Source organism: Bacillus cereus group sp. BfR-BA-01408, assembly GCF_022663305.1.
Classification (GTDB): Bacteria; Bacillota; Bacilli; order Bacillales; family Bacillaceae_G; genus Bacillus_A; species Bacillus_A pacificus.
Map to the genome: position 1 here is coordinate 1 of NZ_JAKUFF010000007.1, position 26,166 is coordinate 26,166.

Consider the following 26,166-nt stretch of genomic DNA (forward strand, 5'->3'; position numbering starts at 1 on the left):
TTCAAGGGCCAACGGGCGCTACTGGTATAGGAGTTACAGGACCTACTGGGCCTACTGGACCTAGCTTCCCTATAGCAACAATTGTTGTAACAAACAACATTCAACAAACAGTACTACAATTTAATAACTTTATCTTCAGTACTGCAATTAACGTAAATAATATTATCTTTAATGGCACAGACACAGTTACAGTTATCAACGGTGGTATTTATGTAATTAGCGTATCCATCTCTACAACTGCACCAGGATGTGCGCCACTCGGAGTAGGAATTTCAATAAATGGAGCAGTTGCAACTGACAACTTCTCTTCAAATTTAATAGGCGACTCACTTTCATTTACTACAATCGAAACATTAGCTGCAGGAGCAAACATTTCTGTCCAATCTACTCTTAACGAGATTACGATCCCTGCAACAGGAAACACTAACATTCGTCTAACTGTATTTAGAATCGCTTAAATTTCACTATTTATTGTTTATGGCAAATAAAAAAAGAGCGAGAAACTCGCTCTTTTTTTGTTATGTACAATAATTTATTACTACTCTAATTCAATTGAAACATTTTTTTGTGGTACAAATGTAGAAATTGCATGTTTATAAATAAGCTGTTGCTTACCTTCTGTTTCCAGTAGGACTGTAAAATTATCAAATCCTTTAATTAACCCACGAAGCTGGAAACCATTTAATAAGTACAGCGTAACAAACGTATTCTCTTTACGGAGTTGATTTAAAAACTGATCTTGAATATTGATTGATTGCTTCATGTCGAATCCTCCTCTTTTTCTCTACTTACTATTATTCGACTTTAGTTGTAGCTTTCCTTCTATGTATCGTAAAATTTCTGACGTTTTTTCACCGTCTGTAACATCAAACCATGTGACATCCATCTTATTACGGAACCACGTTAATTGACGTTTTGCATAACGACGTGAATTCGTCTTTAATTGTGATACCGCTTCTTCTAAAGAGACACGATCCTCAAAATAATCATATATCTCTTTATACCCAATCGCTTGAATAGATTGACAATCTCGTATCCCTCGATTATACAACCCTTCTACTTCTTCTAATAAACCTTGGTCCATCATTATATCAACTCGTAAGTTAATGCGATCGTATAGCATTTCACGATCCATTGTCAAGCCAATTAAGGAAACATCGTATAATAACTCGTTTTCTTGTTTTTCAAGTTGATCACTCATTTTTTCACCCGTCGTGTGGAAAATTTCTAACGCCCTAATGACACGGCGTACATTATTTGCATGAATACGCTCAGCGCTTTCTGGGTCTACTTCCTGTAATTTCTTATGTACATATTCCATACCACGTTCTAATGCTAACTTTTCCATTTGTTCTCGGTATATAACATCACCAGCATCATCCGTAAACTGATAATCGAATAAAACAGATTGTATATACAGACCAGTTCCACCAACGATAATCGGCAATTTACCACGCTCTGTAATCTCGCGAATATGCTTACGAACACGTTCTTGAAATTCGGCAACCGAAAATGATTCTTCCGGATTTTTTATATCAACCATATAATGTGGAATTCCGTCCATCTCTTCTTTCGTCACCTTTGCGGTTCCAATATCCATCGTACGATAAATCTGCATGGAATCTCCACTTATAATTTCACCATTTAACGCTTTGGCAAGATCAATACTTAACTTCGTCTTCCCAACAGCAGTTGGTCCAATGATGACAGCAACTTTTTCACGTTGCACTTCTCCCATATCATTCAACTCTCTTTATGTAATGTACTCCATCTATTGATTATATCCAATCTTACCAATTTTAACGGCATGATTGCAAGTTCTTTCATTACGGTACATGAAATTATAAATAAAAAAGAACATAGTTTGTCCAATTCCGCATATACATGATTAAAAATACCTTCGAGAGGATGAGTTAACTATGAAACAATCCACTATCAATTTTTCATCTTTGACAAAAGACCTCATTTTAGCTACTGCTACAAAAGAACACAATTGTTCACAAGAAGAATTATACTTTGCCTTAAATTGTTTACTACGTTCTTTTCATTCTGCTCTCCAAGAAACAACATTACATCTAGAAAATAAAGATACAGAGTATATACAAAACCAATTTTGCAGTGCATATAAAATTATTACAGGTAAAACTATTTACCCTTTTCAATAATCCATAAAAGGCGGTTGCTTACATACTTTCAAGCAACCGCCTTTTATATTAATACATATACACTACTCTATCACTTTCACTTTTACAGATTTGCGCCCCCAGCTATTCGCACTACCATCTGAGCCAACTAAAACATCAATACGATTTCCTTTAATTGCCCCACCAGTATCTCCAGCAATCGCTTCTCCATATCCTTCTACCCATACTTTTGATCCAAGTGGAATTACTTTAGGATCAACAGCAATTACTTTCATATTTGGATTCGCTGTTAAATCATGCCCCATTGCAGTTAATACACGACCACCATACGAACCATTCTCACTCGGATCTGCTGTATATGCTGTCGCTTCTACCGTTATTTCACGTCCACCAGCCGGTGCACTTGTTTCATTAGATTTCGCAACTTGTTTCGTAGTTGACTGCTGTTTTGCCACAGGTTTACTTGATTCTACATTCTTAACAGATTCTTTACCCTTAACTACTTTATTACTTTTAACCGGCGTATTTACTCTTTCCGGCGCTTCTTCTTTCGTTGCAACTTCTTTCTTTTCAATCACTGGTGCCGTTCCTGTTAAAAATGGCACATGAACATATCCTGTTTTTCCATTATAGTCAAATTGCAACCATTCATTTTGAACTTGATTTGTCGTTTCAATTACATCATTTTTATTCAGTTTACCAAGAATTTCTGAGTCAGTATTCGCTCCAGCGCGAACATTTAACACACCCGCCATCACATAATATGTACTTTTTGTAAATTCAGCACTTACAAACGCTTCTTGACCATTTAATTTAATTTTTGTCCATCCGTTTTCTGTATTTACAACATCTAATTTATTTCCACTTAACATTTTACCTACAAGCTTAGACTCTACAGTTGGGTTTTCTCTAACATTTAATACGTCTGTTGTTACAATCGTTTCTGCTTTCGCAGAACCTGCAAAAATCCCAAGACCAAAAACTGCCGCCGTTGCTATACCTAATAATTTTTTCATGAATAGCCTCCATTTGCTTTGTTTTCGTATTTTTATTATAGCAACAGATTTTTAGTATTTTTCGAAATCACACAATTACAAACCATTCGTAATATGCGATTAATGAGTTGTAACATAAATTTCCATATTAATAAATCCCATTTCTAATAGAATCTTCAATAGTTTTCATATATTTTCCACATACAAGCACCAGGATTTTTTTCCAGAAAAAATTACAGTATTACTTTTTTGTTACAAAAAAATCATATTTCATTACATCTTTTACCAAAATTCATCATTCTCCAATTATTAACCTCCTTTTTTGTAATAAAAAGGAGCAGCTAATAAAAGCTACTCCCTTTACACGTATTATTTAACTTTCTTTTTCCAAATTCCCATCATAAGAGCAGAAACAACTGCCCCTATCAATATCGAGAAAATATATAACACTGGTTTATTGACTAAAGCGATAACAAACAATCCACCATGCGGTGCTGGTAATGTAATTTGGAATAACATTGATAATGCACCTGCAATACTTGAACCGACAACACAACTGACAATTACCCGAACCGGATCTGCTGCTGCAAATGGAATCGCACCTTCTGTAATAAACGATGCCCCCATAATATAATTTGTTAAACCAGACTTACGTTCCGCTTCTGTAAACTTCGATTTAAAGAAGGTAGTTGCTAACGCAATTGCAAGCGGTGGCACCATACCACCGGCCATAACCGCTGAATGCACCCCAAAGTTCTTCGCTTCTATCGCAGCAATACCAAACGTAAATGCTGCTTTATTAATTGGACCACCCATATCAATTGCCATCATCGCACCTAAAATAAGACCTAGTAATATAGCATTTGTACCGTTCAAACCATTTAACCATCCTGTTAACATTTCATTCAATGCTACTACAGGCGGAATTACTACTTTTTGCATAACAACTCCTGTAATCAATAATCCAAAGACTGGATATAACAAAACAGGCTTAATTCCTTCTAACTGTACTGGTAACCCTGAAAATAATTTTTTCAATCCTAAAACAACATATCCGGCTAAGAAACCAGCAATTAATCCACCTAAAAATCCAGCATTCGCATGTGCCGCTAAAAATCCTCCGACAACACCAGGCATAAAACCAGGACGATCAGCAATAGAACTAGCAATAAATCCTGCTAAAATTGGTACAAGGAATAGAAATGCCCCTGTTCCCCCTCCTCCAATAGACATGAACAATTCAGCTAAAGGACCTTCTGCTTTTATACCACCAAACGAAAACGCTAGCGCAATTAAAATCCCGCCACCAACAACGAATGGAAGCATATTACTTACGCCGTTCATTAAATGCTTATAAATTCCTAATCCTTTTTCTTTCTCCGTATTTTCTACCTTTCCATCCTCTTTTACACCTTTAAAGATTGGTGCATCTTGTTTTACAGCCCGATTAAGAAGCGTCTCCGTTTTTCTAATCCCATCAGCGACTGGCACTTGAATAACATGTTTCCCAGCAAAACGGTTCATTTCTACTTGTTTATCTGCCGCAACAATTATAGCCGTTGCGCGTTCAATATCCTCTTTCGTTAAACCGTTTTTTATACCTGTTGATCCGTTCGTTTCAACTTTAATTGCAATTCCTAGCTCTTCTGCTTTTGCTTTCAAGCTATCTGCAGCCATATATGTGTGAGCGATTCCAGTCGGGCAAGCTGTAACAGCTAATACGTACGGTTCATTCCCTTCTGGTTTTGCAACTTCAACCTCTTCTTCTTTTTCATTTTCTTTTTCATCAAATAAACGAAGAAGTTCTTCTTCATCCTTCGTTTCTAACAATTGCTTACGAAACCCTTCATCCATTAATAGTGTAGATAGGCGTGATAACGTTTCTAAATGCGTATTATTCGCCCCTTCACTCGCAGCAATCATAAAGAATAAATGCGCAGGTTGTCCGTCAAGCGATTCATAGTTGATACCGCTTACACTTCTACCAAAACAAATCGCTGGTTGCTTAACAGCTTTTGTTTTCGCATGAGGTATAGCAATCCCTTCACCAATGCCGGTTGTACTTTGTGACTCCCGCTTTAAAATAGCTTCTTTAAATTCAGCTTTGCTATTTAAACGATTTGCCCCGTTTAATTTCTCAACTAACTCATCTATGACAGCTTCTTTATTTGAAGCTGTCAAATTCATAATAACTGTATCCCTTTTTAATAGTTCTGTAATTTTCATATGTTGCTTCCCCCTATCGCTTAGTTACAATTACTTGCGACAATAATTCTTCTACTTTTTCCTTTTCACATAAATCGGCTGAAAATGCTGTTGCACTCCCTGTTGCAACGCCATATTGAAATGCCTTTTCAATATCTTTTGTCTGTTCATATCTTCCTACAAATCCCGCAACGAGAGAATCTCCAGCCCCAACCGAATTAATTACAACACCTTTTGGAATAGTTGCTTCATATATACCTTCTGCCGTAAATAATAAAGCCCCATCTCCAGCCATTGATACGATAACATGCTCTACACCTTGTTCAACTAATTTTCTTCCATATGGTAAAACATCTTCTACTGTGGAAATCTCTACTCCGAATAACTCACCAAGTTCATGATGATTAGGCTTTATTAAAAATGGTTTATTTTTAACTACATGCTGCAAGGCACTACCACTTGCATCTACTACTACACGAATGCCTTTTTCAGCTCCGAACGCTGCGATTGATTCATAAAAAGTAGTTGGGATAGACGCTGGTACACTTCCAGCTAGTACAACACAATCTCCCTGCTCCATACTTTCAATTTGTTTCATTAATTGTTCAAATTGTTCCTTAGTCACACTAGGACCTTGTCCATTTAATTCTGTCTCTTCTCGTCCTTTTATTTTCACGTTAATTCGAGTATCTTCGCTTACTTGGATGAAGTTTGTTATTACACCTTCTGTCTGTAATACATCTTTAATAAATCGACCGGTAAATCCACCAGTAAATCCAAGCGCTACATTTTCAACACCTAAACGATGAAGAACGCGAGAAACATTAATTCCTTTTCCTCCAGGAAACTTCATATCTTTCTCCGCTCGATTTACTGCGCCTAAATCTAAGGAATTAACTTGTACTACATAATCAATAGATGGATTTAAAGTTACTGTATAGATCATTGTTTATCAGCCTCAATTACATTGGTTTGTCTTTTATATTTTTCTAAATCAATTTCTAAATGGTTTGTAATAATATTTGCCTCTTCCACATTGGCAATTTTCGCAAACGCAACTTCCGAAAACTTACTTTCATCTATTAAGAAATATCCTTCATTTGCTAATGTTAATGCCATTTGCTTTAAAAGTGCCTCTTCTGGATCTGGTGTTGTAAAACCAAGCTGTTCATGTACACCATTCGCTCCTAAAAAACATTTATCAAAACGATACTTCTGCATACTTTCCTGCGCCATTGCACCGATTAAAGCTTTCGTCCTACTCTTCATCATTCCGCCTAGTAAATATGCACGAATATTATTTTCAACTAAAGCTTCAATATGCATAAGTCCATTCGTAACAACGGTAACATCTTTATTTATTAAAAATGGAATCATTTCAAATGTTGTACTTCCTGCATCTAAATAAATACAATCACCTTGTTCCACAACGTTAGCCGCATACTTCGCAATTTGTTGTTTTATTTGAATGTTTTTGGATGATTTTTCAACCATCGTTGGCTCCTGTCCTTTTCCCGTTAAAACAGCCGCACCACCATGAACTCTTTTTAATAACCTTTGCTTTTCCAATTGTGCTAAGTCACGACGAATTGTTGATTCAGAGCTTTCTGTTCTTTCCACTAATTGTTGTAATTTAACAACCTTCTGCTCTTTTACAAGTTGCAATATCATTTGATGACGTTCAGGAGTTAACATTTCATTCACCTCTTCTTTGATTACAGTATAATGAAAACGACCACAAAAATCAACCATAAACATTCACAAATAATCAAAATCAGTCACAAACAGTTATAAACAACAAAAAAGAAACCCATTGGATTGTTATATCAAATGGGTTCCTTTACTCGCTTCACTTATAGGGAAGCTTTATATATGCTTAAAACATCGTCTTTATTTAATTTTTTAAAGTTACCAAATTCGCCATAAGCCATCGCTTTATCCGCCATTACATCAATTTCATTTTCTCCAATAGCATAATCAGATAACGTTACTGGTGCCTCAATTGAAGTCCAAAATTGACGTAACGCCTCAATTCCTTCTAACGCAATTTCTCGATCAGTCTTTCCATCTGTTTCTACATCGAATACACGAATAGCGAATTGTTTAAAACGACTTACATTTTCATCTACAACATGTTTCATCCAGTTCGGGAATAAAATCGCAAGGCCACCTCCGTGTGGTATATCATGAACCGCAGAAACTGCGTGCTCAATATTGTGTGTTGCCCAGTCTCCTTTTACTCCCATCGCTAAAATACCGTTTAGCGCCATAGTACCGCAGTATAAAATAGTTTCTCTATGCTCATAACTTTCTAAATCACTTAAAAGCTTAGGGGCAGTTTCAATTACTGTTTTTAAAACAGACTCACAATAACGATCTTGTAATTCTGTATTTGTTCCGTGGTGGAAATATTGCTCTAATACGTGCGACATAATATCTACCATACCGTAAATTGTTTGATCCCTCGGTACAGACGCAGTATGAACGGGATCTAAAATTGAAAATTGCGGGAAAGTAACTGGACTACCCCAACCATATTTTTCATTCGTTTCCCAGTTTGTAATGACAGAACCAGCATTCATTTCAGATCCTGTTGCTGCAAGCGTAAGTACAGTACCAAATGGTAATGCCTCACTAGCAAAAGCTTTTTTCGTTACAATATCCCACACATCTCCATCGTACTTACTACCAGCAGCAATTGCCTTCGTACAGTCAATTACACTTCCTCCACCAACTGCTAAAATAAATTCAACACCGTTATCTTTACAAATTTGAATTCCTTTCTTTACAGTTGATACACGTGGATTCGGTTCAACGCCTGTCAATTCAAACACTTCTGCATTTATATCTTTTAAAATAGAAATTACATTATCATAAATACCGTTTCTTTTAATACTACCTCCCCCGTATACGAGAAGAACTTTTTTACCGAACTGTGGAATTTCAGTTTTCAACTGTTCTAATTGCCCTTTACCGAAAATAAGTTTCGTTGGATTACGAAATACAAAATTTTGCATATCCCTTTACCATCCCTTCTATATGAAAAGTAACTATACTTTTGTATACCATATTTTTTTCATTTCACAAAAATATTTGCCTAACAAAAAAATCCCAGCCTATAGGCTGAGATTTTTTATTGATAATAAGGTGAGATCATTAAGTAAACAATAACACCAGATAAACTTACATATAACCAAATCGGCATCGTCCAACGTACAATTTTACGATGACGTGTTAATTGATTTGTAAAACCAAATACAAGTGCAAACAATGCAAGCGGTACAATAATTGCTGCCAGGATAATATGTGTAATTAAAATGATGAAATACACATATTTAATAAACCCTTCTCCGCCAAAATGTGTTGCCGGCGCTAAGTAATGATACGATAAATAAGAAACACAAAATAGCAACGTCGTCGTAAATGCTGCCAGGATGAAACCACGGTGCATTTTCACATTCTTCTTAATAATAGAGTATAGCGCTGCTAATAAGAATACGAACGTAAAGCTATTAAAAATTGCGTTTAACATTGGTAAAATCGTTACATCAAAATGTACTTCTCCTTCATAGCCAACAGGTCCAAAGAACAAAAATAAAATAATCGCATTTACAATTACAGAAAGCGTTATCACAATAGGAGCATAGCTTTTCTGATTTGTTGATTGATCCACCAAAATGGTCACTCCCTCTTCCTTCAAATATGTATACGTAACCTCACTATTTTAACATACTATTCACAGTGTAAATGTGACAATAGTTTGACACAGCAAGACAAAACAAAGAAAAAAACCCTTCTTAATAAAACTTCTTAAGAAGGATTTTATCGCTTTATTATTCAAATAGCAATGCGATTAGTTTTTGTTAAAAAATGTATCGCTATATGCTTGAAAAATTTCAGACACTTGATATCCCATTAAAGAAATTGCTGTTAATGAAAAGAAACCAATCATAAGAAATCGAAACCACATATAAATCTCCTCCTTGTATTTAGCTTAAAAAACATTCGCTATATTACAAGTTGAGTGGCACTCTTCATCGTCACTTTCCTTTTTCTTTACAATTGCTGTAATAAATCGAATCATAAAGAAAATAACAAAAGGAAATTGTTCGTAATTCACATTGGCATAGTTTAGCAACGGCTCGCGTTGCATATCGAACGGGGATGAGAAGGAATAGAACATACCTTGCTCTTCCATATATACAATTACTATTTTCATACAAAATACGATTCCTAGAAACGAAACAATATCTTGCCATTCTGTCGTATATAGCAGGTTATACAGCTCTAATACGTAATCTTCCATCGTCATCCCCCCTTCCTTTTTTACCATTCTGCTCGCCTTCGTATAAAAAGTCAAGAAAAAAGTTTATATTCACTATGACAATAGTAATTACTCATTTCTATGATTATATATGATTCTTTTATAGCAATGATTGGGTGTAAATCTCTTCGAAAACAAGAAATTAGAATCGAACAGATTCCTCATTCTTACTTGTAGTATTCGATACTGTACTATTTTTATTTCTATTAAAAATAAAATAAGAAAGTATTATAAGAACAGTAACAAGCATCGTCAAAAGTGCTTGTGAACGTAAAGATTCAATTGCAAGCATCGCAACTAAAACTGCTATAATAGCGGCAATTGTAACATACGTTACATACGGGAAAAACCACATTTTCACTTTCAAATTTTGTTGTTCTACTTTCCCCATTTTTTTACGGATCTTTAAATGCGAAACAGCTATAACGAGATAAACGAGCAACGCAATCCCGCCAGATGCATTCACTAAAAATAAAAAGACTTTATCTGGAGATATATAACTAAAAACAACTCCAATATAAGCGAAGAACGTTCCGAATAAAACTGCCCGAACTGGAACACCACTATTGTTCAATTTCAAAAACGCCTTTGGAGCATCTCCTCTTTCTGCCATCGAAAAAAGCATTCTTGAGTTCGTATATAAACCAGAATTTAAACAAGAAAGTACAGCTGTTAAAACGATAAAATTCATAATTTGTGCTGCCGCTGGTACCCCTATATGTTCCAGTACCGCTACAAACGGACTTTTTAGTATGTTCGCTGAATTCCATGGAAGAAGTGTAACAACTACAGCAATCGATCCAATGAAAAATACGAGAATACGCCAAATTACACTATTTGTTGCTGTTTTTACTGCTTTTACAGGTTCAGCAGATTCTCCAGCAGCTACTGCAACAATCTCAGATCCCATAAATGAAAATATAACGACAGTAATTCCAAGTAGCACCGAACTTATACCGTTTGGCATAAATCCTCCTTGTCCTACTAAATTCGAAGTGCCAGGTGCTTCCGTTCCTGGTACAAATCCTAAAATAACAGCTAGTCCAAGACAAAGGAACAAAACGATACTTATTACTTTAATAAAAGAAAACCAATATTCAAACTCTCCAAATGATTTCACCGAAAAAACATTCGTCAATGTTAATAAAATCGTTAATATTAGGCTTAATAACCAAAGTGGGATTTCTGGAATCCAGTATTGAATAATACCAGCACCTGCTGTGGCTTCTATTGCAATAACAATTACCCAGAAAAACCAATATAGCCACCCAATTGTATAACCGGCCCATGGACCAATTGCTTCTCTTGCATATGTTGCAAATGACCCACTTGTCGGGTTAATAGCTGCCATTTCTCCAAGCATTCTCATAACGAAAATAACTAGAAGTCCTGCTAATGCATATGAAATGATAGAACCTGGTCCGGCTGAATGTACAACCGCCCCACTTCCAACAAACAAACCAGCTCCTATTACGCCACCAATTGAAATCATTGTAATATGGCGTATTTTGAGGTCTTTCTTAAGATTTTTTTCCAACTCTTGTACATCCCCTTCCAAACGTAATTTTGAAATTTGCCCCGCATTAACGGGCAGTAAGACCCCCACCTCAAAATTCAGGGGAAGCAAAGAAGTTAGGTGGGAATCTACTCCCCGTAAATGCCCGATTGGTTCAACTTTATGTAAGAGTATTATGTGAAAAACCTTGGCCTACACTTTAAAATATATCAAAATATTCTGAATTTAACAATTGTAATGCAAGCTCCTATAAAAATTATTTCATTAAGTTTAACAATTTCCCATATACAATTGTTGAGAAAATTATAGTTACCTTACAAAAGAATGAATTTTCAGATATTATTAAATAAACAAGATTATACATCTAGACAACTTTTTGTATAGGAGTGTTGATATGTTAAACAAGTTCAAATTCATTTGTTGTACGTTAGTAATTTTTTTACTGTTACCACTATCCCCCTTTCAAGCACAAGCAGCAAACAATTTAGGATCAAAACTACTCGTTGGATACTGGCATAACTTTGATAACGGTACTGGCATTATTAAATTAAGAGACGTTTCACCAAAATGGGATGTAATCAATGTATCTTTTGGGGAAACTGGTGGTGATCGTTCTACTGTTGAATTTTCTCCTGTGTATGGTACAGATGCAGAATTCAAATCAGATATTTCTTATTTAAAAAGTAAAGGAAAGAAAGTAGTTCTTTCAATAGGTGGACAAAATGGGGTCGTTTTACTTCCTGACAATGCTGCTAAGCAACGTTTCATTAATTCCATACAATCTCTAATCGATAAATACGGTTTTGATGGAATAGATATTGACCTTGAATCAGGTATTTACTTAAACGGTAATGACACTAATTTCAAAAACCCAACTACTCCTCAAATCGTAAATCTTATTTCGGCTATTCGAACAATCTCAGATCATTACGGTCCCGACTTTCTATTAAGCATGGCTCCTGAAACAGCTTATGTTCAAGGCGGTTATAGCGCATACGGAAGCATCTGGGGCGCATATTTACCGATTATTTACGGAGTGAAAGATAAACTAACATACATTCACGTTCAACACTACAACGCTGGCAGTGGCATTGGAATGGACGGTAATAACTACAATCAAGGTACTGCAGACTACGAGGTCGCTATGGCAGATATGCTCTTACATGGTTTTCCTGTAGGTGGTAATGCAAATAACATGTTCCCAGCTCTTCGTTCGGATCAAGTCATGATTGGACTTCCTGCAGCACCAGCGGCCGCTCCAAGTGGTGGGTATATTTCTCCAACTGAAATGAAAAAAGCTTTAGATTATATCATTAAGGGAATTCCTTTCGGAGGAAAGTATAAACTTTCAAATGAGAGTGGCTATCCTGCATTCCGCGGCCTAATGTCTTGGTCTATTAATTGGGATGCAAAACACAACTTTGAATTCTCTAATAACTATAGAACATATTTTGATGCGATTTCCTTGCAAAAATAATAAAAAACAACAATAGGTTTTATGTGACCTATTGTTGTTTTTTATTTACCATCAATTAACATCGCTCGTTCATCAAAATCAAATTAAGAATGATGATGTGGAATTGAATACATTAGTTACTATTTTGCTTCAATACAAATACTGAAAGTTCAGGTACACTCAAAAATCTAACAGGCATTCGAGTTGTCCCAATCCCACGATTTACGTATAAATGTAATGGCTTATTCTTTCCTTCTAATTCATACATACCTTCAACATGACTCTCAGCTAGTTTTGTCGTAATGAATGGACCGATAAAAGGGATTTGAACTTGTCCTCCGTGACTATGGCCTGACATTTGAAAATCAACTGGGTAACGTACTATTTTGTCTACAACATCCGGCTCATGTACTAATAACATATTGAAATCTTGTTGCCTTACATGTTTTAAAGTCGAGTCTATTTGCGGCTTACCTAATAAAAAATCATCCAAACCTGATATTGTAATATATTTGCCGTTTTCCGCTTTAATTTTCTGCACTTCATTGACTAACACAGCGAAACCAGCTTCCTCCATATATTTTTTATAAAATAAACTACCTCCGCCGCCCCTATCATGATTCCCAAACACTGCATATTTCCCTAAGGGCGCATGTATTTTTTGTAAAATCCCTTTCGCTTCTTCTCTTTCGGCTTTGTACGATCCAAACTTATCTATTAAATCCCCTGTGAAAACTACTACATCTGGATTTAATGCATTCATCTTCTCCACCAAATTTTCTAATTGTTTCAGTGTGAATTCTGGTCCTAAATGTACATCTGAGAACTGTAATATTTTTTTATTATGAAACTCTTTAGGAATTGTAGAAGCTTCTATTTCATTCCACGTAACTGTTACTAGTTTTCGTTCTATTTCTGTCGCATAGAAATACAAACTTATAGAAATCATTACTACACTTACGAAACTGATTATAGATATCTTGACGATTGATTTTTTTTGTTCTTCTTTTACGTGATACGTATTCATGTTCTCACCTCTAGAAGTACTTTAAAACCTTATTGTTACATTCATGTGACAACACGAACAATGTTAGTTATATTCAATTCCAGCCCTGCTCACTTTGACAAATTTATACAGAAGTCATAACATATTTTTATAATACATAGATTCTTAAAAATGTTCCATTTATTCTTTTATCATTTTATTAAGGAGAGATTATTCATGTCTGTATTTACACCAGAAGAAATCACGGAACTTGCTGCTAATTCCGGAAGAAAAAAAGCTCATTTATCATTACTCCCTATGCTAATTCTCGGTTTTTTTGGCGGTGCTTTCATAGCATTAGGGTATTTACTCGATATTCATGTTATTGGAACAATGCCAAAAGCTTGGGGATCATTTACTAGTTTTCTAGGTGCCGCTGTATTCCCTATCGGTCTTATACTCGTTATTCTTGCAGGCGGTGAGTTAGTAACTGGCAATATGATGACCGTTTCAATGGCGTGGCTTCATAAAAAAATCGACTTATTTCACTTCATTCGAAATTTAGTTATTGTTACGTTTAGCAACTTCATAGGTGCTGTATTCGTTGCTTATTTTTTCGGTCATGTCGTCGGATTAACAGAGGGAGCTTTTTTAGCAAAAACAGTTTCTATTGCGCAAGCTAAACTACAAGATACACCACTACAAGCCTTCATTTCTGCCATCGGATGTAATTGGCTCGTTTGTTTAGCTGTTTGGCTTAGTATGGGAAGTAAAGAATTTATCGGAAAGATTATCGGCATTTGGTTCCCAGTTATGACTTTTGTTGCAATTGGATTTCAACACGTTGTAGCCAATATGTTTGTCATCCCAGCTGCAATTTTTGCTGGTCATTTAACATGGATTGAATATTTTCCAAACTTCATTTTTGTTTTCTTCGGAAACTTAGTGGGAGGTATGTTATTTGTGGCATTACCTTATTTCATATCTTATAATAAGAAACTACCTTCCAATAAAGAGCAAACCGAATTAAAGAAAAAATCTGTATCCGCTTAAATGAACCGTCTATATAGACGTATCTAAAAAATATTACAAATTCCATTTTTTTTACGAATATATGTGCGTACACTTGTTCTCGAATGTTTTATACGTTATAATAACAACTTAAATAGCATTATTTACATATGAGGTGAAAAACATGAACAAAACAGAATTAATTAAAAACGTAGCACAAAATGCTGAGATTTCTCAAAAAGAAGCTACTGTAGTTGTACAAACTGTAGTAGAATCAATCACTAACACTTTAGCTGCTGGTGAAAAAGTACAACTTATCGGATTCGGTACATTCGAAGTTCGCGAAAGAGCTGCTCGTACAGGCCGTAACCCACAAACTGGTGAAGAAATGCAAATCGCAGCTTCTAAAGTACCTGCTTTCAAAGCTGGTAAAGAACTAAAAGAAGCTGTAAAATAATGAAAAATAGCCTTCTCGTTTACGAGAGGGCTATTTTTTTCATTACATAATTAATAAAAATCTGACCATTATGCTGTTTCTTTTGTTCCTTTATGCACATAAAGCCTTTGCTTTCAAAGAAAGGTTTTGCTGTAATACTCGCTTCTGTATAGATCTCCCTATACCCTAGGTTCGCTGCTTCTCTTTCTAACTTCTGTAATATGTAGGAAGCTATCCTTTTTCCTTGATAATCTTTATGTGTAAATAAGCGATCTACGTAATGATCCTCATTATAATCTCCAAATCCCACTATCACACCGTTATGATCCGCTACATAACTAATGTTCTTCTCTAAAGACTGTAACCAGCTTTCTCTATCTAGTCGCTCTGGTGCCCATGCCTGTAGCTGTAATACGTTATAATCTTTTGCATTAATTGTATGAACTGTTTCATAGAACAACTGTAATACTTGTTCTAAATCCTCTTTATGGAATGTTCTAATGATCGTATCTTTTAACATATATGAACCACCTTACTACACTATCATTTAACTTTTCTACCATCTAGTATTCAATATTTCTGCTTTATTATATCTTTTTTCTTTCTATATAAACAAAAAACAATACTTATTTCAAAGTATTGTTTTTTGTTTAAAAGCCTATGCAATTACTCTATAGATTTAAAGTTTTATTATTTTAATTTCACTCTTTGCAATCGTAATGCATTTAATACGACCGATACAGAACTAAATGCCATCGCTGCTCCTGCAACCCAAGGCGCTAAGAAACCAAGCGCTGCAATCGGGATTCCTAAGCCATTATAAGCTAGTGCCCAGAATAAGTTTTGCTTAATATTTCTTATCGTCATCTTACTCATAAAGATTGCATCAGCAATACTATTTAAATCACCACGGATTAACGTAATATCTGCCGCTTCCATCGCTACATCCGTTCCTGTTCCAATCGCCATACCGATATCCGCCGTTGCAAGTGCTGGAGCATCATTTATTCCATCTCCAACCATTGCTACTTTTTTACCTTGCGCTTGCAGTTGTTTCACTTCTTCTGCTTTTCCTTCTGGTAATACTTCTGCGATTACGTGATCAATACCTACTTGCTTAGCGATTGCCTGAGCAGTTTGTGTATTATCTCCTGTAATCATAACAACGTCTAGACCCATTTTCTTAAGTCTTGCGATAGCTGCTTTTGACGTATCTTTTACAGTATCTGCAACGGCAACTATACCAGCATATTCTTTATTGATCGCAATAAGCATTGCTGTTTTTCCTTCTCGTTCTAACTCTTCCATTGATTTAGAAACTTCTTCAATATCAATATTGAATTTCTTCATTAATCGGCGTGTACCAATTAATAATTGTTCCCCTTCTACAACTGATTCAATACCAAATCCAGGAATCGCTTCAAATGTTTCTGAACTTGGAATATCAATTTTCTTTTCTTTAATTCCATCTACAATCGCTTCTGCAAGTGGGTGTTCAGAATTCTTTTCTGCCGCACCTACTAAACGTAGTATTTCTTCTTCATGGAATCCATCTGCTACAATTACATCTGTTAACACAGGCTTCCCGTTTGTCACAGTACCTGTTTTATCTAGAATAACTGTATCTAATCGATGCGTTGCTTCTAAATGCTCTCCGCCCTTAAATAAAATACCATACTCAGCTGATCTTCCTGATCCAGCCATAATAGATGTAGGCGTTGCAAGACCTAATGCACATGGACAAGCGATAACAAGTACTGCTATCATTTTCTCAAGTGCTCCGCCAAAATCACCTGGTGTAACAAAGATCATCCACACTGCAAATGTAATAATCGCGATTCCAACTACAACTGGTACAAAAATACCAGAAATTTGATCAGCTACCCTTTGAATAGGAGCTTTTGAACCTTGTGCCTCTTCTACTACTTTAATAATTTGAGCTAATGCAGTATCTCTTCCTACCTTAGTTGCTTTCACTTTTAAAAATCCATTTTTATTCATTGTAGAACCGATTACTACATCCCCAATTGTTTTATCAACTGGAATACTTTCACCTGTTAACATCGATTCGTCTATTGCTGACTTTCCTTCTACAATCTCACCATCTACTGGAATTTTTTCACCAGGCTTTACATAAACGATATCACCAGCTACTACTTCTTCGATTAAAATTTTCATTTCTGTTCCATCTCGCACAACTGTAGCTGTCTTTGCTTGTAAACCCATCAACTTTTTAATTGCCTCTGATGAACGTCCCTTTGCTTTCGCTTCAAATAATTTACCTAAAATAATTAGTGTAATAAGTACCGCGCTCGTTTCAAAATATAAATCTGTCATATGCTCCGAAGAACCGATAGATTGAATGCTTAAATATACACTATAGAAATAGGCAGCCGACGTTCCAAGTGCCACAAGAACATCCATGTTAGCACTTTTATTACGTAATGCTTTATAAGCCCCAACATAAAACTGTCCACCAATGATAAATTGAACTGGCGTTGCAAGAGTCAACTGCACCCAAGGGTTCATAAGCATATCTGGTAAATAAATAAACGATGTAAATGAGAAGTGACTTACCATTGCCCACAGTAACGGGAATGATAAAATAAACGAAACGATAAACTTCTTCTTTTGTCGCTCAATTTCTTGTAAGCGATGATCAGTTGATCCATCTTGCTCATCTGATTTCAATTCCAATTTATATCCTAACTTCGTAATTGCACTCTTCATTTCATTTACATTAATTTCATCAGGATTAAAATTTACTGTAGCCGATTCCAAAGCGAAATTTACTGTCGCTTCGTTCACACCTTCTAGCTTATTTAAACGCTTTTCTACTCTATTCGCACATGCTGCGCATGTCATTCCTGAAACAGTAAACTCAGCTTTATCACTTACAATTCCATATCCTAACGATTCAACTTTTTCCTTAAATTGTTGCGGATTTGTTTTTTGGGGATCATACATTATTTTTGTTTTTTCAAGTGCAAAATTTACATTTGCATCATGAACACCTTCTACTTTTTTTAGGCCTTTTTCAATTCTATTTGCACATGCGGCACATGTCATTCCTGATATTTGAAGATTGGCCTCTTTTTGTTCATTCATGTCTCTCACCTCTATATACCCTTATGAGGTATAATTATTAGCAAAATAAATCGTACTTTCTATAAAGTACGATTTATTTCCATATCTAAAAATAATTATTGAACATCATATCCTTGATCTTCAATTACAGCAACGATATCTTTTAACTTTACAACTGATGAGTCAATAGTAACTTCAACAGTTCCTTCTGCTAATTGAACTTTCACTTGTTCAACACCGTTTAGTTCTTTCACACTACTTTCGATAGCATTTACACAATGTCCACAAGACATACCTTCAACTTGTAATGTTAACTGTTCCATTTAAAATCCTCCTCTTGTTTCTTCATTGTTTGTTAACCACACCCTCATCTTACCATACCCCCCTAAGGTAATCAATGGTTTTGTATCATGATTTTTCAATTATTTTCTAAAAGTTTATTTTACATACACTTTTTCACATCAATACCCCGAAACCTTATATGAAAGTAAACAAAAAACAAGCCAGTTACGTACTAGCTTGTTTTTACGCTTTTGAAAAACGTTCAAATACTGTCATTAATTCTTCGATTGCTTCGTCACCATTACCATCTTTAATTGCACCTGAAACACAATGACTTGTATGGTTTTTTAATACACCCATTCCTACTTTTTTCATCGCTGCATTAATCGCTGAAATTTGCACTAAAATATCCACGCAATACCGATCATTTTCAATCATATTTTGAATACCCCGAACTTGCCCTTCAATTCTCTTCAATCTATTTATAATTTGCTCTTTTTCTTTTTCTGATCTATGTGTTACTGCTTCATGCTCTTTATGCCCCATATTATCACCTTCTTAAAGTTTCTCTTCATCCAATAAAACAATTGCTTTTACGAGTATACCAATTATAGCATTAAATATCTATGTATGATACCCCATATGAGTATATTTCCACTTTATGATTATTCTTAACACATTGTTAGCTTCTCAGTCTCAATTTTCATTATACCCTTTCCTTTTTTCAAAAAACAATAATAAGCGGGGATTTTCCATCCCCGCTTATTATTCATTCCCAAATATAAAAGCCTCAATCTTCACACATGTAAATTGAGACTTTTTCTTCCTATATATAATTATTGCTGATCACATACTTTTGTATCATTCACTACTGAAGTTCCTTCAACGGTTACCGTATGAAAACAGTCATTTACACGAACAGTCACAACGTTATCTTGCCGATCAATAATATGATATTCATTAAAATTTTTATTCAGAGCACTGCGAATTTGTTCTCCTTCATAAATTGGAATGCCATGTGATAAAACCCAAATAAGCCCAGCAATAGCAAGAATAGTTTTCATACGATCTACCTCCTTGAGAATATAGTGAACTTTTCATCCGTGCTTTTTCAGCTCTACGAATCATAATTGGAATGAACCAAGCCTTTTCGGAAATAAGTTCATTTCGTCTATTTTATGTTTATGCTAATTGTGAACGAATTGTGACAACTTTTTGTCTCTTTAGACGAAAAATTGAAACAAAACTTTCAAAAAGGACAATTCTACTTACGCAAACAAAAGGCTATGGAGAATTTCCCCATAGCCTTTTGTTTACATTTATAATTAGACGATCATTTCATTATGTTTAATAGTAAGTGTTTCAATTTGAATGGTAGCATGTTCAATATGAAACTCTTGTTTTAACATATCAATAATATTTTGAAGTACTTCTTGATCATCCTGTTTTTTATCAATCATTACATGGACGCTTAATGCATCTAATCCAGATGTAATTGTCCAAATATGAAGATCATGTAAATCACGTACACCTTTTACTCCTTTAATCGCTTGCTTTACTTTCTCTAGTTCAATTGCAACGGGTGTACCCTCCATAAGTATATGAATGGAATGTTTTGTTACTCCCCACGCGCTCTTTAAAATTAATAAAGCAACAACTACTGAAATAATTGGATCTGCAATATACCATGAGAATAACGACATAAGTACACCAGCTACTAATGCTCCCACTGATCCTAAAGCATCTCCAAGAACATGTAAATACGCGCTACGTAAATTCACATTATTTTTCACATCACCTTGTCTCATAAGTGCCCATGCACTAATTAAATTTGCTAGTAAACCAATTGATGCGATTAACATCATTGGACCACTTGCAACAGTTGGTGGTTCAAAAAAACGACCAATTGCTTCCCATACGATAAGCCCTGCTACAACAAATAACGTAACTCCATTAATTAATGCTGCTAAAATCTCAAACCGATAATATCCATACGTTTTTTTAGAAGTAACTGTTCTAGCTGCCAATCCAATAGCAATTAAACTTAATAATAATGAACTTGTATCACTTAACATATGGCCTGAATCAGATAATAAGGCCAAACTATTTGTGACTAGTCCCCCGAAAAATTCAAGGAACATAATAGTTGCTGTAATTACTAAAGCTGTAATTAATCCTTTTCTATTTCCTTTCCTGCTTTCCTCAAAATGATGATGTCCATGTGAATGCCCATGAGCATGTCCATGATGTTGGTGACCGTGATGATGTCCCATATAAATGCCTCCTTTTAATTTTGTCTTTCATAATTCCTCTATTAAATTTTTACTTTCTTTATAAAGTGAAACTTCAATTAGTGGGGGTCTTACTGCCCATTAAAGTGGGATAAATGGCTCTTTTCTGACCTGAATTGAACTTGTTGGGCAGCCGTCACTTGCCGCCAACATTGCTTGCAAGAAAGTTTTTGGTATACCCACTATTCCTTGATTGTTATCTAATACACCAAATGATTTCCCCCTTCCGTCTAATTGATATATATCAGGTGCTATAGAAGTACATAATCCACATGACTTACAATTCTTTTTATTTACGACCGTATAATGTAACACTATTAATCACCTCCATTGTTAATATACAATACATAGGTAGGGTATTATAAATCGTTTATTTCACACCTGTTTTTCTTCTAAAGTTTCTATTTCCCTATTTAAATAATAATGGCCTATCGGTTTTAAATCGTTATCCAATTCATAAACTAATGGTGTTCCTGTTGGAATGTTTACATTTTCTATATCTTTATCTGAAATTTGATCTAAATGTTTTACTAAAGCACGTATTGTATTTCCATGGGCTGCAATAATTACTTGTTTACCAGCTTTTACGTTAGGAGCTATCTCTTCATTCCAATATGAAACAACTCGTTTCTCTGTATCTTCTAGGTCTTCTGTAAGAGGGAACTCATAATCTTTTATATCTCTATATTTCGGATGTGCTGCTTCATATCTTTCATCATCTTTTGTCAGTGCTGGTGGGCGTACATTTGTTGAACGTCTCCATAAGGTTACTTGTTCATCGCCATATTTTCTTGCTGTCTCTTCCTTATTTAACCCTTGAAGTGCACCGTAATGTCGCTCATTTAATTTCCATGTTTTATAAACAGGTATCCACATCAAATCCATTTCTTCGAGAGTAATCCATAAAGTACGCATCGCTCTTCTCAAAACAGATGTATATGCGATATCAAATGAGAAACCACTAGCTTTCAGCATTACTCCGGCTTCTCTTGCTTCTTCCAAACCTTTACTAGATAAATCAACATCCGTCCAACCTGTAAACCGATTTTCAACATTCCATTCACTTTGTCCATGTCGTATTAAAACTAACTTTACCATACTTATTATCCCCTCTCCCTTGAAAGTTGCATTTTCATAAAGAAGTACCTTTATGAAAATGCATTGTTACATATTTAGTTCTTTTTTGCTTATTTCACTACTATGACTAAACGCTAATTCAATTAATCCATTTACGTGGGAGTCATCTAATGAATAAAAAACAAGTTTCCCCTCTTTACGCTTTTTCGCTAATCCTATCGTTTGTAATAGTCTTAAGTGGTGTGATGCTGTTGCAATACTACTATGAATAATACTTGCGACATCGCGTACGCAAAGTTCCTTTTCTGTATACAACGCATAAGCAATTTTTAAACGTGTTTCATCTGCAAGTGCCTTAAACATTTTTGCTACACTACTTATATTTTCTTTCTCTAGCATATCACTTGCATGTTTTACTTTTTGCTCATCATAATAACAAAGTTCACAATGTTCTTCCTTCATATGTAACACCTCTTGTTCAAATATATATTTGATTATGTATGTAGTATACCTTATAAACGAGAAACATTCAAATATTCATTTGAATGTTTCTCGTTTATATTAAATTACTCGCTTTCTCACTAGCTTTTTAATTGATGGATACGTTGCTTTTAAACAATAATGAAAAAAAGGTAAGCAATCGCTTACCTTTTCCCTCTTCTATATGTGACTAACAAACCTCAATCCTTTACTTAAAGAAGTCGGCACAACAGACGCGTGATTCTCTCCTTCAGCTTCATAAAACGTAAATCTAAACTGATCGTGTTTCACTTGGAAAAGGCGCTCTGATAATTCCTTTGCCCCTACAACCATATGCTCTCGTTCTAGTGAACCCACTGTAAGAAATACTCCTGTTTTAACCTTTGCATTGTTTAATTCACTTATAAGATTCTCTTCTTTTTCAAGCACAGATTGGTTATTCCACCAAATCGACGGGCTACTTATAAAATAATTTTGAAAAGCATTTAGATTTGTAAATAATATATGTAAAGCAAATAGACCACCTAAAGAATGCCCAAATAGTGTTTGCTTTCCTTTATCAATTTCAAAATTCTTTTCAATTTGCGGCTTTAATTCTTCTTCAATAAAAGTAAAAAAATGATGTGCTCCTCCTGTTTTAGGCCACGGTTTACCGTCTGGCTTTAAAGGTGCATCATTTGAAATTACGCTAGGCGTAAAATCATAGCATCTTTCTTCACCTGAAAATGCCCCTTCAATCGGATAGCCAATACCTACTATAATGGCTGGTGAAACACCTGTTTTTTCTGCTCTAACTGATTGTATTTTAACAGCTTCATGGAATGTTTGAAAAAAGGCATTGCCGTCTAATACGTATATAACAGGATACCCTGACTCGGGTGCTGGCTGCCTCGGCTTTGAAATATAAATTTGATATTCGTTACCTTCTAATTTTGAATACATGTTCCACTGTTCTGTATTAGATGTTTTAATCTGCTGTTTTTCAATAGTAGTATTCACCCTATATCCCCCCTTTTAACTTGTTACATATATTTCTACTTTTTCTTCTTGAGATACAACGCTATCATAACCGAAGCAAACAGGAGCCCCGTTATACGGATCGATCATGACACGCGCATCAATATGAAATACTTCTTTTAATACTTCATTTGTAATAATCTCTTCTGGACTACCAGTTGTAACAATCTCCCCTTCCTTCATTGCAATAATTTCATCTGAAAACCTTGCTGCATGGTTAATATCATGTAGTACCATAACGACCGTACAATTATGTTCTTTATTTAACTTCTCCACAATTTGTAATACATCTAATTGATGAGACATATCAAGATATGTAGTTGGTTCATCTAGTAGTAACACTTCTGTCTCTTGTGCTAAAGCCATTGCTAGCCATACCTTTTGTCGTTGACCACCTGATAAATTTGCAATTTGTCTCGTTCGAAATGCAGAAGTTTTCGTTATATCTAATGCCCAGTCAATCATCTCTTTATCTTTTGAAGTTAACTTATTTACATTATTTCGATGTGGATAACGTCCATAAGAAATTAATTCTTCTACTTTAAGCTCTCCTGGCGCGATTGGAGTTTGCGGGAGTAAAGCTAACTGCTTCGCAATTTCTTTCGTTGGAATTGTATTTAGATCTTGCCCTTGCAAATATACTTTACCACTCTTTTGCTTTAAAATTCTTCCCATTGTTTTTAACAATGTTGATTTGCCGCACCCGTTTGGCCCTATAATTGTCGTTACTTTTCCTTCTTGTATTTCCACATTTAAACCGCGAAACACTGTAAGCTTTTCATAACTCGTTTCTAAATTTTTTGCACTTAAAATACTCACTTTTATTCCTCCTCTTACGCTTTCGCCTTATAAAGTAAATATAAGAAATACGGTACACCGACAATAGAAATAACGATTCCAACTGGTAACTCTACAGGTGTGAAAACTGTTTTTGCAATAAAGTCTGAAGCAATTACAAGAAACATTCCGATTACTCCGCACGTAGGAATGATATGCTTATGCTGAATACCGACAAGTCTTTTCGCTATATGCGGTGCCATTAATCCAATAAAACCAATACTCCCTGAAACAGCAACACATGCGCTCACAAGTCCGATACTACTTAATAGTAAAATTGATTTCTCTCTTTCTAGCGAAACACCTAAACTTGTAATACTCGTTTCTTCCAACTGAAATAAATCTAATAAATAAGCTTTCTTTTGTATGAGAGGAATTAATATGATAAGCCACGGCAACATGGCAATAATGTACTTCCAGTTTGCACTATATATACTTCCGGACACCCATACTGCAGCCATTTCAAAATCAGTTGACTTCATTTTGAGTGATAAATACATAGAAAATGCCCCAAATCCTGATCCAATTGCAATCCCTGTTAATAAAAGTCGCTGCGAATCTAACTTACCGTTTTTCCAAGAAAACAGATAAATGATGATAGCTGCACCTAATCCACCTACTAAACCAAACATTGGCATCATCATAATAGAAACCCAGTCTGTGCTTTTTAATTGTCCTTGGAAGAAAAACATAAAAATGACGATTGCTGTTCCTGCTCCGGCATTAACCCCTAAAATACCTGGGTCTGCCAATCCATTTCTCGTAATCCCTTGAATAACAGCACCTGCAACACCGAGACCTAATCCTACTAATCCAGCAATTATGATGCGCGGGAGACGGAACTCAAAAATAACTAAATCATGGTCTGGTACTGGATCTATTCTAAAGAGTGTTTTAAATACATCTGTAATCGTAATATCAAACGTACCATTCGTTAAACTAATATAAATAGCACATAGTATTAAAAATATAAGTATCCCCATCGTCATTCCGAAACGTTGATTTGAGCTTTTAAGCATGTCTCTCTCCTCCTCTTGTCCGGATTAAATACAGGAAGAAAGGAATTCCAATTAAAGATGTTACGACTCCAATCGGCGTTTCAAATGGATAATTTACAAATCTACTTAAAACGTCACATAACGCTAGAAAAACGCCGCCAATAACGCCTGCACATGGTAAAATCCACTTATAATCTACTCCAATTATAAAGCGAGTAATGTGCGGAATAATTAAACCTACAAAACCTACTTTCCCCACTAAAGCAACTGCTGTTCCTGTTAAAAAGATTACTGATAAAATAGCCATTGCTTTAACTAGTTTTGTACGCTGCCCTAGGTTAATAGAAACTTCTTCTCCTAAAGAAAGAATCGTAATAGATTTTGATATTAACAGTGCTAAAACTATTCCAATTACCCCAAAAGGTATTGTGATTTTAATTATATTAGGATCAACTTGATCTAACTTTGCATTAAACCAAAAACTAACATTTTGAGAAATTTGGAAATATGAAGCCATCGCGGCCGATACACCACTTAAAAATGTTCCAATAACCGTTCCGATAATTGCCAACCTAACTGGCGATAAGCCATTTTGAAGGAGTGAACCAAAACCAAATACGATACCGGCTCCTAATGCAGAACCAATCATTGAACATACAACCATACCAATCGATGACATTCCTGGAAGAAAAATCATACAAAGTGTAATAACAAAAGCTGCCCCATCCGTCACACCCATAATAGAAGGGGATGCAAGATAGTTTCTTGTCATCCCCTGCATAAGTGCTCCTGATATGGCTAGAAATGCTCCAACTAAAAGAGCTGCAACTACCCTTGGTAAACGTGAAGTAATAATGATATTATGATTTACATCACTTGAATCAAAATGAAATAACGCGTTCCACACCGTTTCAGCATCAATACTTTTCGCCCCATACAAAATAGAAAGTATAACTGTAAATAAGATGAGTATGGGTGCTATACATAATATGGTTACTGGTACTGCATTTGTTTTCTGCATATCA

29 protein-coding genes are annotated in these 26,166 nt (G+C 35.2%); 5 read left to right on the forward strand and 24 right to left on the reverse strand.

Annotated elements, in window-relative coordinates; translation table 11 throughout:
- Positions 1–458, forward strand: a 458-nt coding sequence (locus tag MR083_RS05795) for a Gly-Xaa-Xaa repeat protein (RefSeq protein WP_242268717.1), incomplete at its 5' end; no start/stop codon positions are given.
- An 80-nt stretch (positions 459–538) separates the two neighbouring features.
- Here the strand turns inward: MR083_RS05795 and hfq are convergent.
- Positions 539–763, reverse strand: a complete 225-nt coding sequence (gene hfq, locus MR083_RS05800) for an RNA chaperone Hfq (RefSeq protein ID WP_000813896.1) — start codon at positions 761–763, stop codon at positions 539–541.
- Positions 764–784: 21 nt separating this feature from the next.
- Positions 785–1,738, reverse strand: coding sequence for a tRNA (adenosine(37)-N6)-dimethylallyltransferase MiaA (gene miaA, locus MR083_RS05805; protein WP_242268719.1), 954 nt, complete (start codon positions 1,736–1,738; stop codon positions 785–787).
- A 181-nt stretch (positions 1,739–1,919) separates the two neighbouring features.
- Here miaA and MR083_RS05810 point away from each other — a divergent pair, with 181 nt between their 5' ends.
- Positions 1,920–2,165, forward strand: coding sequence for a hypothetical protein (locus MR083_RS05810; protein WP_000814415.1), 246 nt, complete (start codon positions 1,920–1,922; stop codon positions 2,163–2,165).
- A 62-nt stretch (positions 2,166–2,227) separates the two neighbouring features.
- Here the strand turns inward: MR083_RS05810 and entD are convergent, their stop codons facing one another.
- The 8 genes from entD to gabP form a co-directional block, all read right to left on the reverse strand.
- Entirely contained in the window at positions 2,228–3,160 is a 933-nt protein-coding gene (entD, locus tag MR083_RS05815; RefSeq protein WP_242268722.1) for a cell wall-binding protein EntD, read from the reverse strand.
- 348 nt (positions 3,161–3,508) lie between these two features.
- A complete protein-coding gene (locus tag MR083_RS05820) occupies positions 3,509–5,365 on the reverse strand; it encodes a PTS fructose transporter subunit IIABC (RefSeq protein ID WP_000704642.1) in 1,857 nt (618 codons plus the stop codon).
- Between the two features lie 13 nt (positions 5,366–5,378).
- Positions 5,379–6,290, reverse strand: a complete 912-nt coding sequence (pfkB, locus tag MR083_RS05825; RefSeq protein WP_000640847.1) for a 1-phosphofructokinase — start codon at positions 6,288–6,290, stop codon at positions 5,379–5,381.
- Positions 6,287–7,039 carry a DeoR/GlpR family DNA-binding transcription regulator gene (locus MR083_RS05830; protein ID WP_000957276.1) on the reverse strand — a complete coding sequence of 251 codons (753 nt, stop codon included), beginning with the start codon at positions 7,037–7,039 and terminating at the stop codon, positions 6,287–6,289. The genes pfkB and MR083_RS05830 overlap by 4 nt, the downstream gene beginning before the upstream one ends.
- Before the next feature lie 158 nt (positions 7,040–7,197).
- A complete protein-coding gene (locus MR083_RS05835) occupies positions 7,198–8,361 on the reverse strand; it encodes an iron-containing alcohol dehydrogenase (RefSeq protein ID WP_001179079.1) in 1,164 nt (387 codons plus the stop codon).
- 116 nt (positions 8,362–8,477) lie between these two features.
- On the reverse strand, positions 8,478–9,020 hold the full coding sequence (locus tag MR083_RS05840; protein ID WP_000228316.1) for a DUF420 domain-containing protein: 543 nt from the start codon (positions 9,018–9,020) through the stop codon (positions 8,478–8,480).
- 318 nt (positions 9,021–9,338) lie between these two features.
- Positions 9,339–9,677: a hypothetical protein gene (locus MR083_RS05845; protein ID WP_116733334.1), complete on the reverse strand. Its 339-nt coding sequence runs from the start codon at positions 9,675–9,677 to the stop codon at positions 9,339–9,341.
- 133 nt (positions 9,678–9,810) lie between these two features.
- Positions 9,811–11,205, reverse strand: coding sequence for a GABA permease (gene gabP, locus MR083_RS05850; protein WP_000414399.1), 1,395 nt, complete (start codon positions 11,203–11,205; stop codon positions 9,811–9,813).
- Between the two features lie 373 nt (positions 11,206–11,578).
- Between gabP and MR083_RS05855 the strand changes: the two genes are divergently transcribed.
- Complete coding sequence (locus tag MR083_RS05855) at positions 11,579–12,661, forward strand: chitinase (protein ID WP_000932465.1); 1,083 nt, start codon at positions 11,579–11,581, stop codon at positions 12,659–12,661.
- A gap of 112 nt (positions 12,662–12,773) precedes the next feature.
- Here MR083_RS05855 and MR083_RS05860 read toward each other — a convergent pair whose 3' ends face one another.
- On the reverse strand, positions 12,774–13,667 hold the full coding sequence (locus MR083_RS05860; protein WP_001099523.1) for a metallophosphoesterase: 894 nt from the start codon (positions 13,665–13,667) through the stop codon (positions 12,774–12,776).
- A 195-nt stretch (positions 13,668–13,862) separates the two neighbouring features.
- On the opposite strand from MR083_RS05860, the gene MR083_RS05865 reads away from it, so the two are divergent.
- Both MR083_RS05865 and MR083_RS05870 read left to right on the forward strand, forming a co-directional pair.
- Entirely contained in the window at positions 13,863–14,678 is an 816-nt protein-coding gene (locus MR083_RS05865) for a formate/nitrite transporter family protein (protein ID WP_000110523.1), read from the forward strand.
- A gap of 142 nt (positions 14,679–14,820) precedes the next feature.
- The gene (locus MR083_RS05870; protein ID WP_001043904.1) at positions 14,821–15,093 is read left to right on the forward strand and encodes an HU family DNA-binding protein; all 273 of its coding nucleotides are present in this window, start codon (positions 14,821–14,823) and stop codon (positions 15,091–15,093) included.
- 19 nt (positions 15,094–15,112) lie between these two features.
- Here MR083_RS05870 and MR083_RS05875 read toward each other — a convergent pair whose 3' ends face one another.
- The 13 genes from MR083_RS05875 to MR083_RS05935 form a co-directional block, all read right to left on the reverse strand.
- Positions 15,113–15,592 carry a GNAT family N-acetyltransferase gene (locus MR083_RS05875; protein WP_000910419.1) on the reverse strand — a complete coding sequence of 160 codons (480 nt, stop codon included), beginning with the start codon at positions 15,590–15,592 and terminating at the stop codon, positions 15,113–15,115.
- Between the two features lie 170 nt (positions 15,593–15,762).
- Positions 15,763–18,180 carry a heavy metal translocating P-type ATPase gene (locus MR083_RS05880; RefSeq protein WP_001005297.1) on the reverse strand — a complete coding sequence of 806 codons (2,418 nt, stop codon included), beginning with the start codon at positions 18,178–18,180 and terminating at the stop codon, positions 15,763–15,765.
- A 95-nt stretch (positions 18,181–18,275) separates the two neighbouring features.
- Positions 18,276–18,482: a copper chaperone CopZ gene (gene copZ / locus MR083_RS05885; RefSeq protein WP_000436974.1), complete on the reverse strand. Its 207-nt coding sequence runs from the start codon at positions 18,480–18,482 to the stop codon at positions 18,276–18,278.
- A gap of 202 nt (positions 18,483–18,684) precedes the next feature.
- Positions 18,685–18,987, reverse strand: coding sequence for a metal-sensing transcriptional repressor (locus MR083_RS05890; RefSeq protein ID WP_000509876.1), 303 nt, complete (start codon positions 18,985–18,987; stop codon positions 18,685–18,687).
- Between the two features lie 290 nt (positions 18,988–19,277).
- Positions 19,278–19,505 (reverse strand): hypothetical protein, encoded by a 228-nt coding sequence (locus MR083_RS05895; RefSeq protein ID WP_000849103.1) that lies wholly within the window; start codon positions 19,503–19,505, stop codon positions 19,278–19,280.
- Positions 19,506–19,766: 261 nt separating this feature from the next.
- A complete protein-coding gene (locus MR083_RS05900) occupies positions 19,767–20,714 on the reverse strand; it encodes a cation diffusion facilitator family transporter (protein WP_229130724.1) in 948 nt (315 codons plus the stop codon).
- A 99-nt stretch (positions 20,715–20,813) separates the two neighbouring features.
- Entirely contained in the window at positions 20,814–21,047 is a 234-nt protein-coding gene (locus tag MR083_RS05905) for a ferredoxin (protein WP_000903573.1), read from the reverse strand.
- A gap of 60 nt (positions 21,048–21,107) precedes the next feature.
- Positions 21,108–21,830 carry a 2,3-diphosphoglycerate-dependent phosphoglycerate mutase gene (gene gpmA / locus MR083_RS05910; protein WP_000240143.1) on the reverse strand — a complete coding sequence of 241 codons (723 nt, stop codon included), beginning with the start codon at positions 21,828–21,830 and terminating at the stop codon, positions 21,108–21,110.
- A 66-nt stretch (positions 21,831–21,896) separates the two neighbouring features.
- Positions 21,897–22,271 (reverse strand): ArsR/SmtB family transcription factor, encoded by a 375-nt coding sequence (locus MR083_RS05915; protein WP_000656812.1) that lies wholly within the window; start codon positions 22,269–22,271, stop codon positions 21,897–21,899.
- A gap of 198 nt (positions 22,272–22,469) precedes the next feature.
- Positions 22,470–23,288, reverse strand: coding sequence for an alpha/beta hydrolase (locus tag MR083_RS05920; protein WP_001098330.1), 819 nt, complete (start codon positions 23,286–23,288; stop codon positions 22,470–22,472).
- Positions 23,289–23,303: 15 nt separating this feature from the next.
- Positions 23,304–24,125, reverse strand: coding sequence for an ABC transporter ATP-binding protein (locus tag MR083_RS05925; protein WP_242268724.1), 822 nt, complete (start codon positions 24,123–24,125; stop codon positions 23,304–23,306).
- 14 nt (positions 24,126–24,139) lie between these two features.
- The gene (locus MR083_RS05930) at positions 24,140–25,162 is read right to left on the reverse strand and encodes a FecCD family ABC transporter permease (protein WP_000920433.1); all 1,023 of its coding nucleotides are present in this window, start codon (positions 25,160–25,162) and stop codon (positions 24,140–24,142) included.
- A complete protein-coding gene (locus tag MR083_RS05935; RefSeq protein ID WP_242268726.1) occupies positions 25,155–26,162 on the reverse strand; it encodes a FecCD family ABC transporter permease in 1,008 nt (335 codons plus the stop codon). The genes MR083_RS05930 and MR083_RS05935 overlap by 8 nt, the downstream gene beginning before the upstream one ends.
- Between the last annotated feature and the right edge of the window lie 4 nt (positions 26,163–26,166).

Excerpts from the sequence above, each read along its gene's own strand:
- MR083_RS05830 (WP_000957276.1), bottom strand. The coding sequence starts at position 7,039 with ATGTTAACTCCTGAACGTCATCAAATGATATTGCAACTTGTAAAAGAG.
- MR083_RS05895 (WP_000849103.1), bottom strand. The coding sequence starts at position 19,505 with ATGAAAACTATTCTTGCTATTGCTGGGCTTATTTGGGTTTTATCACAT.
- miaA (WP_242268719.1), bottom strand. The coding sequence starts at position 1,738 with ATGGGAGAAGTGCAACGTGAAAAAGTTGCTGTCATCATTGGACCAACT.
- MR083_RS05820 (WP_000704642.1), bottom strand. The coding sequence starts at position 5,365 with ATGAAAATTACAGAACTATTAAAAAGGGATACAGTTATTATGAATTTG.
- MR083_RS05810 (WP_000814415.1), top strand. The coding sequence starts at position 1,920 with ATGAAACAATCCACTATCAATTTTTCATCTTTGACAAAAGACCTCATT.
- MR083_RS05875 (WP_000910419.1), bottom strand. The coding sequence starts at position 15,592 with ATGTTAAAAGATACGATCATTAGAACATTCCATAAAGAGGATTTAGAA.
- pfkB (WP_000640847.1), bottom strand. The coding sequence starts at position 6,290 with ATGATCTATACAGTAACTTTAAATCCATCTATTGATTATGTAGTACAA.
- copZ (WP_000436974.1), bottom strand. The coding sequence starts at position 18,482 with ATGGAACAGTTAACATTACAAGTTGAAGGTATGTCTTGTGGACATTGT.
- MR083_RS05855 (WP_000932465.1), top strand. The coding sequence starts at position 11,579 with ATGTTAAACAAGTTCAAATTCATTTGTTGTACGTTAGTAATTTTTTTA.
- MR083_RS05900 (WP_229130724.1), bottom strand. The coding sequence starts at position 20,714 with ATGGGACATCATCACGGTCACCAACATCATGGACATGCTCATGGGCAT.
- MR083_RS05860 (WP_001099523.1), bottom strand. The coding sequence starts at position 13,667 with ATGAATACGTATCACGTAAAAGAAGAACAAAAAAAATCAATCGTCAAG.
- MR083_RS05935 (WP_242268726.1), bottom strand. The coding sequence starts at position 26,162 with ATGCAGAAAACAAATGCAGTACCAGTAACCATATTATGTATAGCACCC.
- MR083_RS05915 (WP_000656812.1), bottom strand. The coding sequence starts at position 22,271 with ATGAAGGAAGAACATTGTGAACTTTGTTATTATGATGAGCAAAAAGTA.
- MR083_RS05835 (WP_001179079.1), bottom strand. The coding sequence starts at position 8,361 with ATGCAAAATTTTGTATTTCGTAATCCAACGAAACTTATTTTCGGTAAA.
- MR083_RS05865 (WP_000110523.1), top strand. The coding sequence starts at position 13,863 with ATGTCTGTATTTACACCAGAAGAAATCACGGAACTTGCTGCTAATTCC.
- MR083_RS05890 (WP_000509876.1), bottom strand. The coding sequence starts at position 18,987 with ATGGGGCATAAAGAGCATGAAGCAGTAACACATAGATCAGAAAAAGAA.
- MR083_RS05845 (WP_116733334.1), bottom strand. The coding sequence starts at position 9,677 with ATGGTAAAAAAGGAAGGGGGGATGACGATGGAAGATTACGTATTAGAG.
- gpmA (WP_000240143.1), bottom strand. The coding sequence starts at position 21,830 with ATGGTAAAGTTAGTTTTAATACGACATGGACAAAGTGAATGGAATGTT.
- hfq (WP_000813896.1), bottom strand. The coding sequence starts at position 763 with ATGAAGCAATCAATCAATATTCAAGATCAGTTTTTAAATCAACTCCGT.
- MR083_RS05880 (WP_001005297.1), bottom strand. The coding sequence starts at position 18,180 with ATGAATGAACAAAAAGAGGCCAATCTTCAAATATCAGGAATGACATGT.
- entD (WP_242268722.1), bottom strand. The coding sequence starts at position 3,160 with ATGAAAAAATTATTAGGTATAGCAACGGCGGCAGTTTTTGGTCTTGGG.
- MR083_RS05930 (WP_000920433.1), bottom strand. The coding sequence starts at position 25,162 with ATGCTTAAAAGCTCAAATCAACGTTTCGGAATGACGATGGGGATACTT.
- MR083_RS05870 (WP_001043904.1), top strand. The coding sequence starts at position 14,821 with ATGAACAAAACAGAATTAATTAAAAACGTAGCACAAAATGCTGAGATT.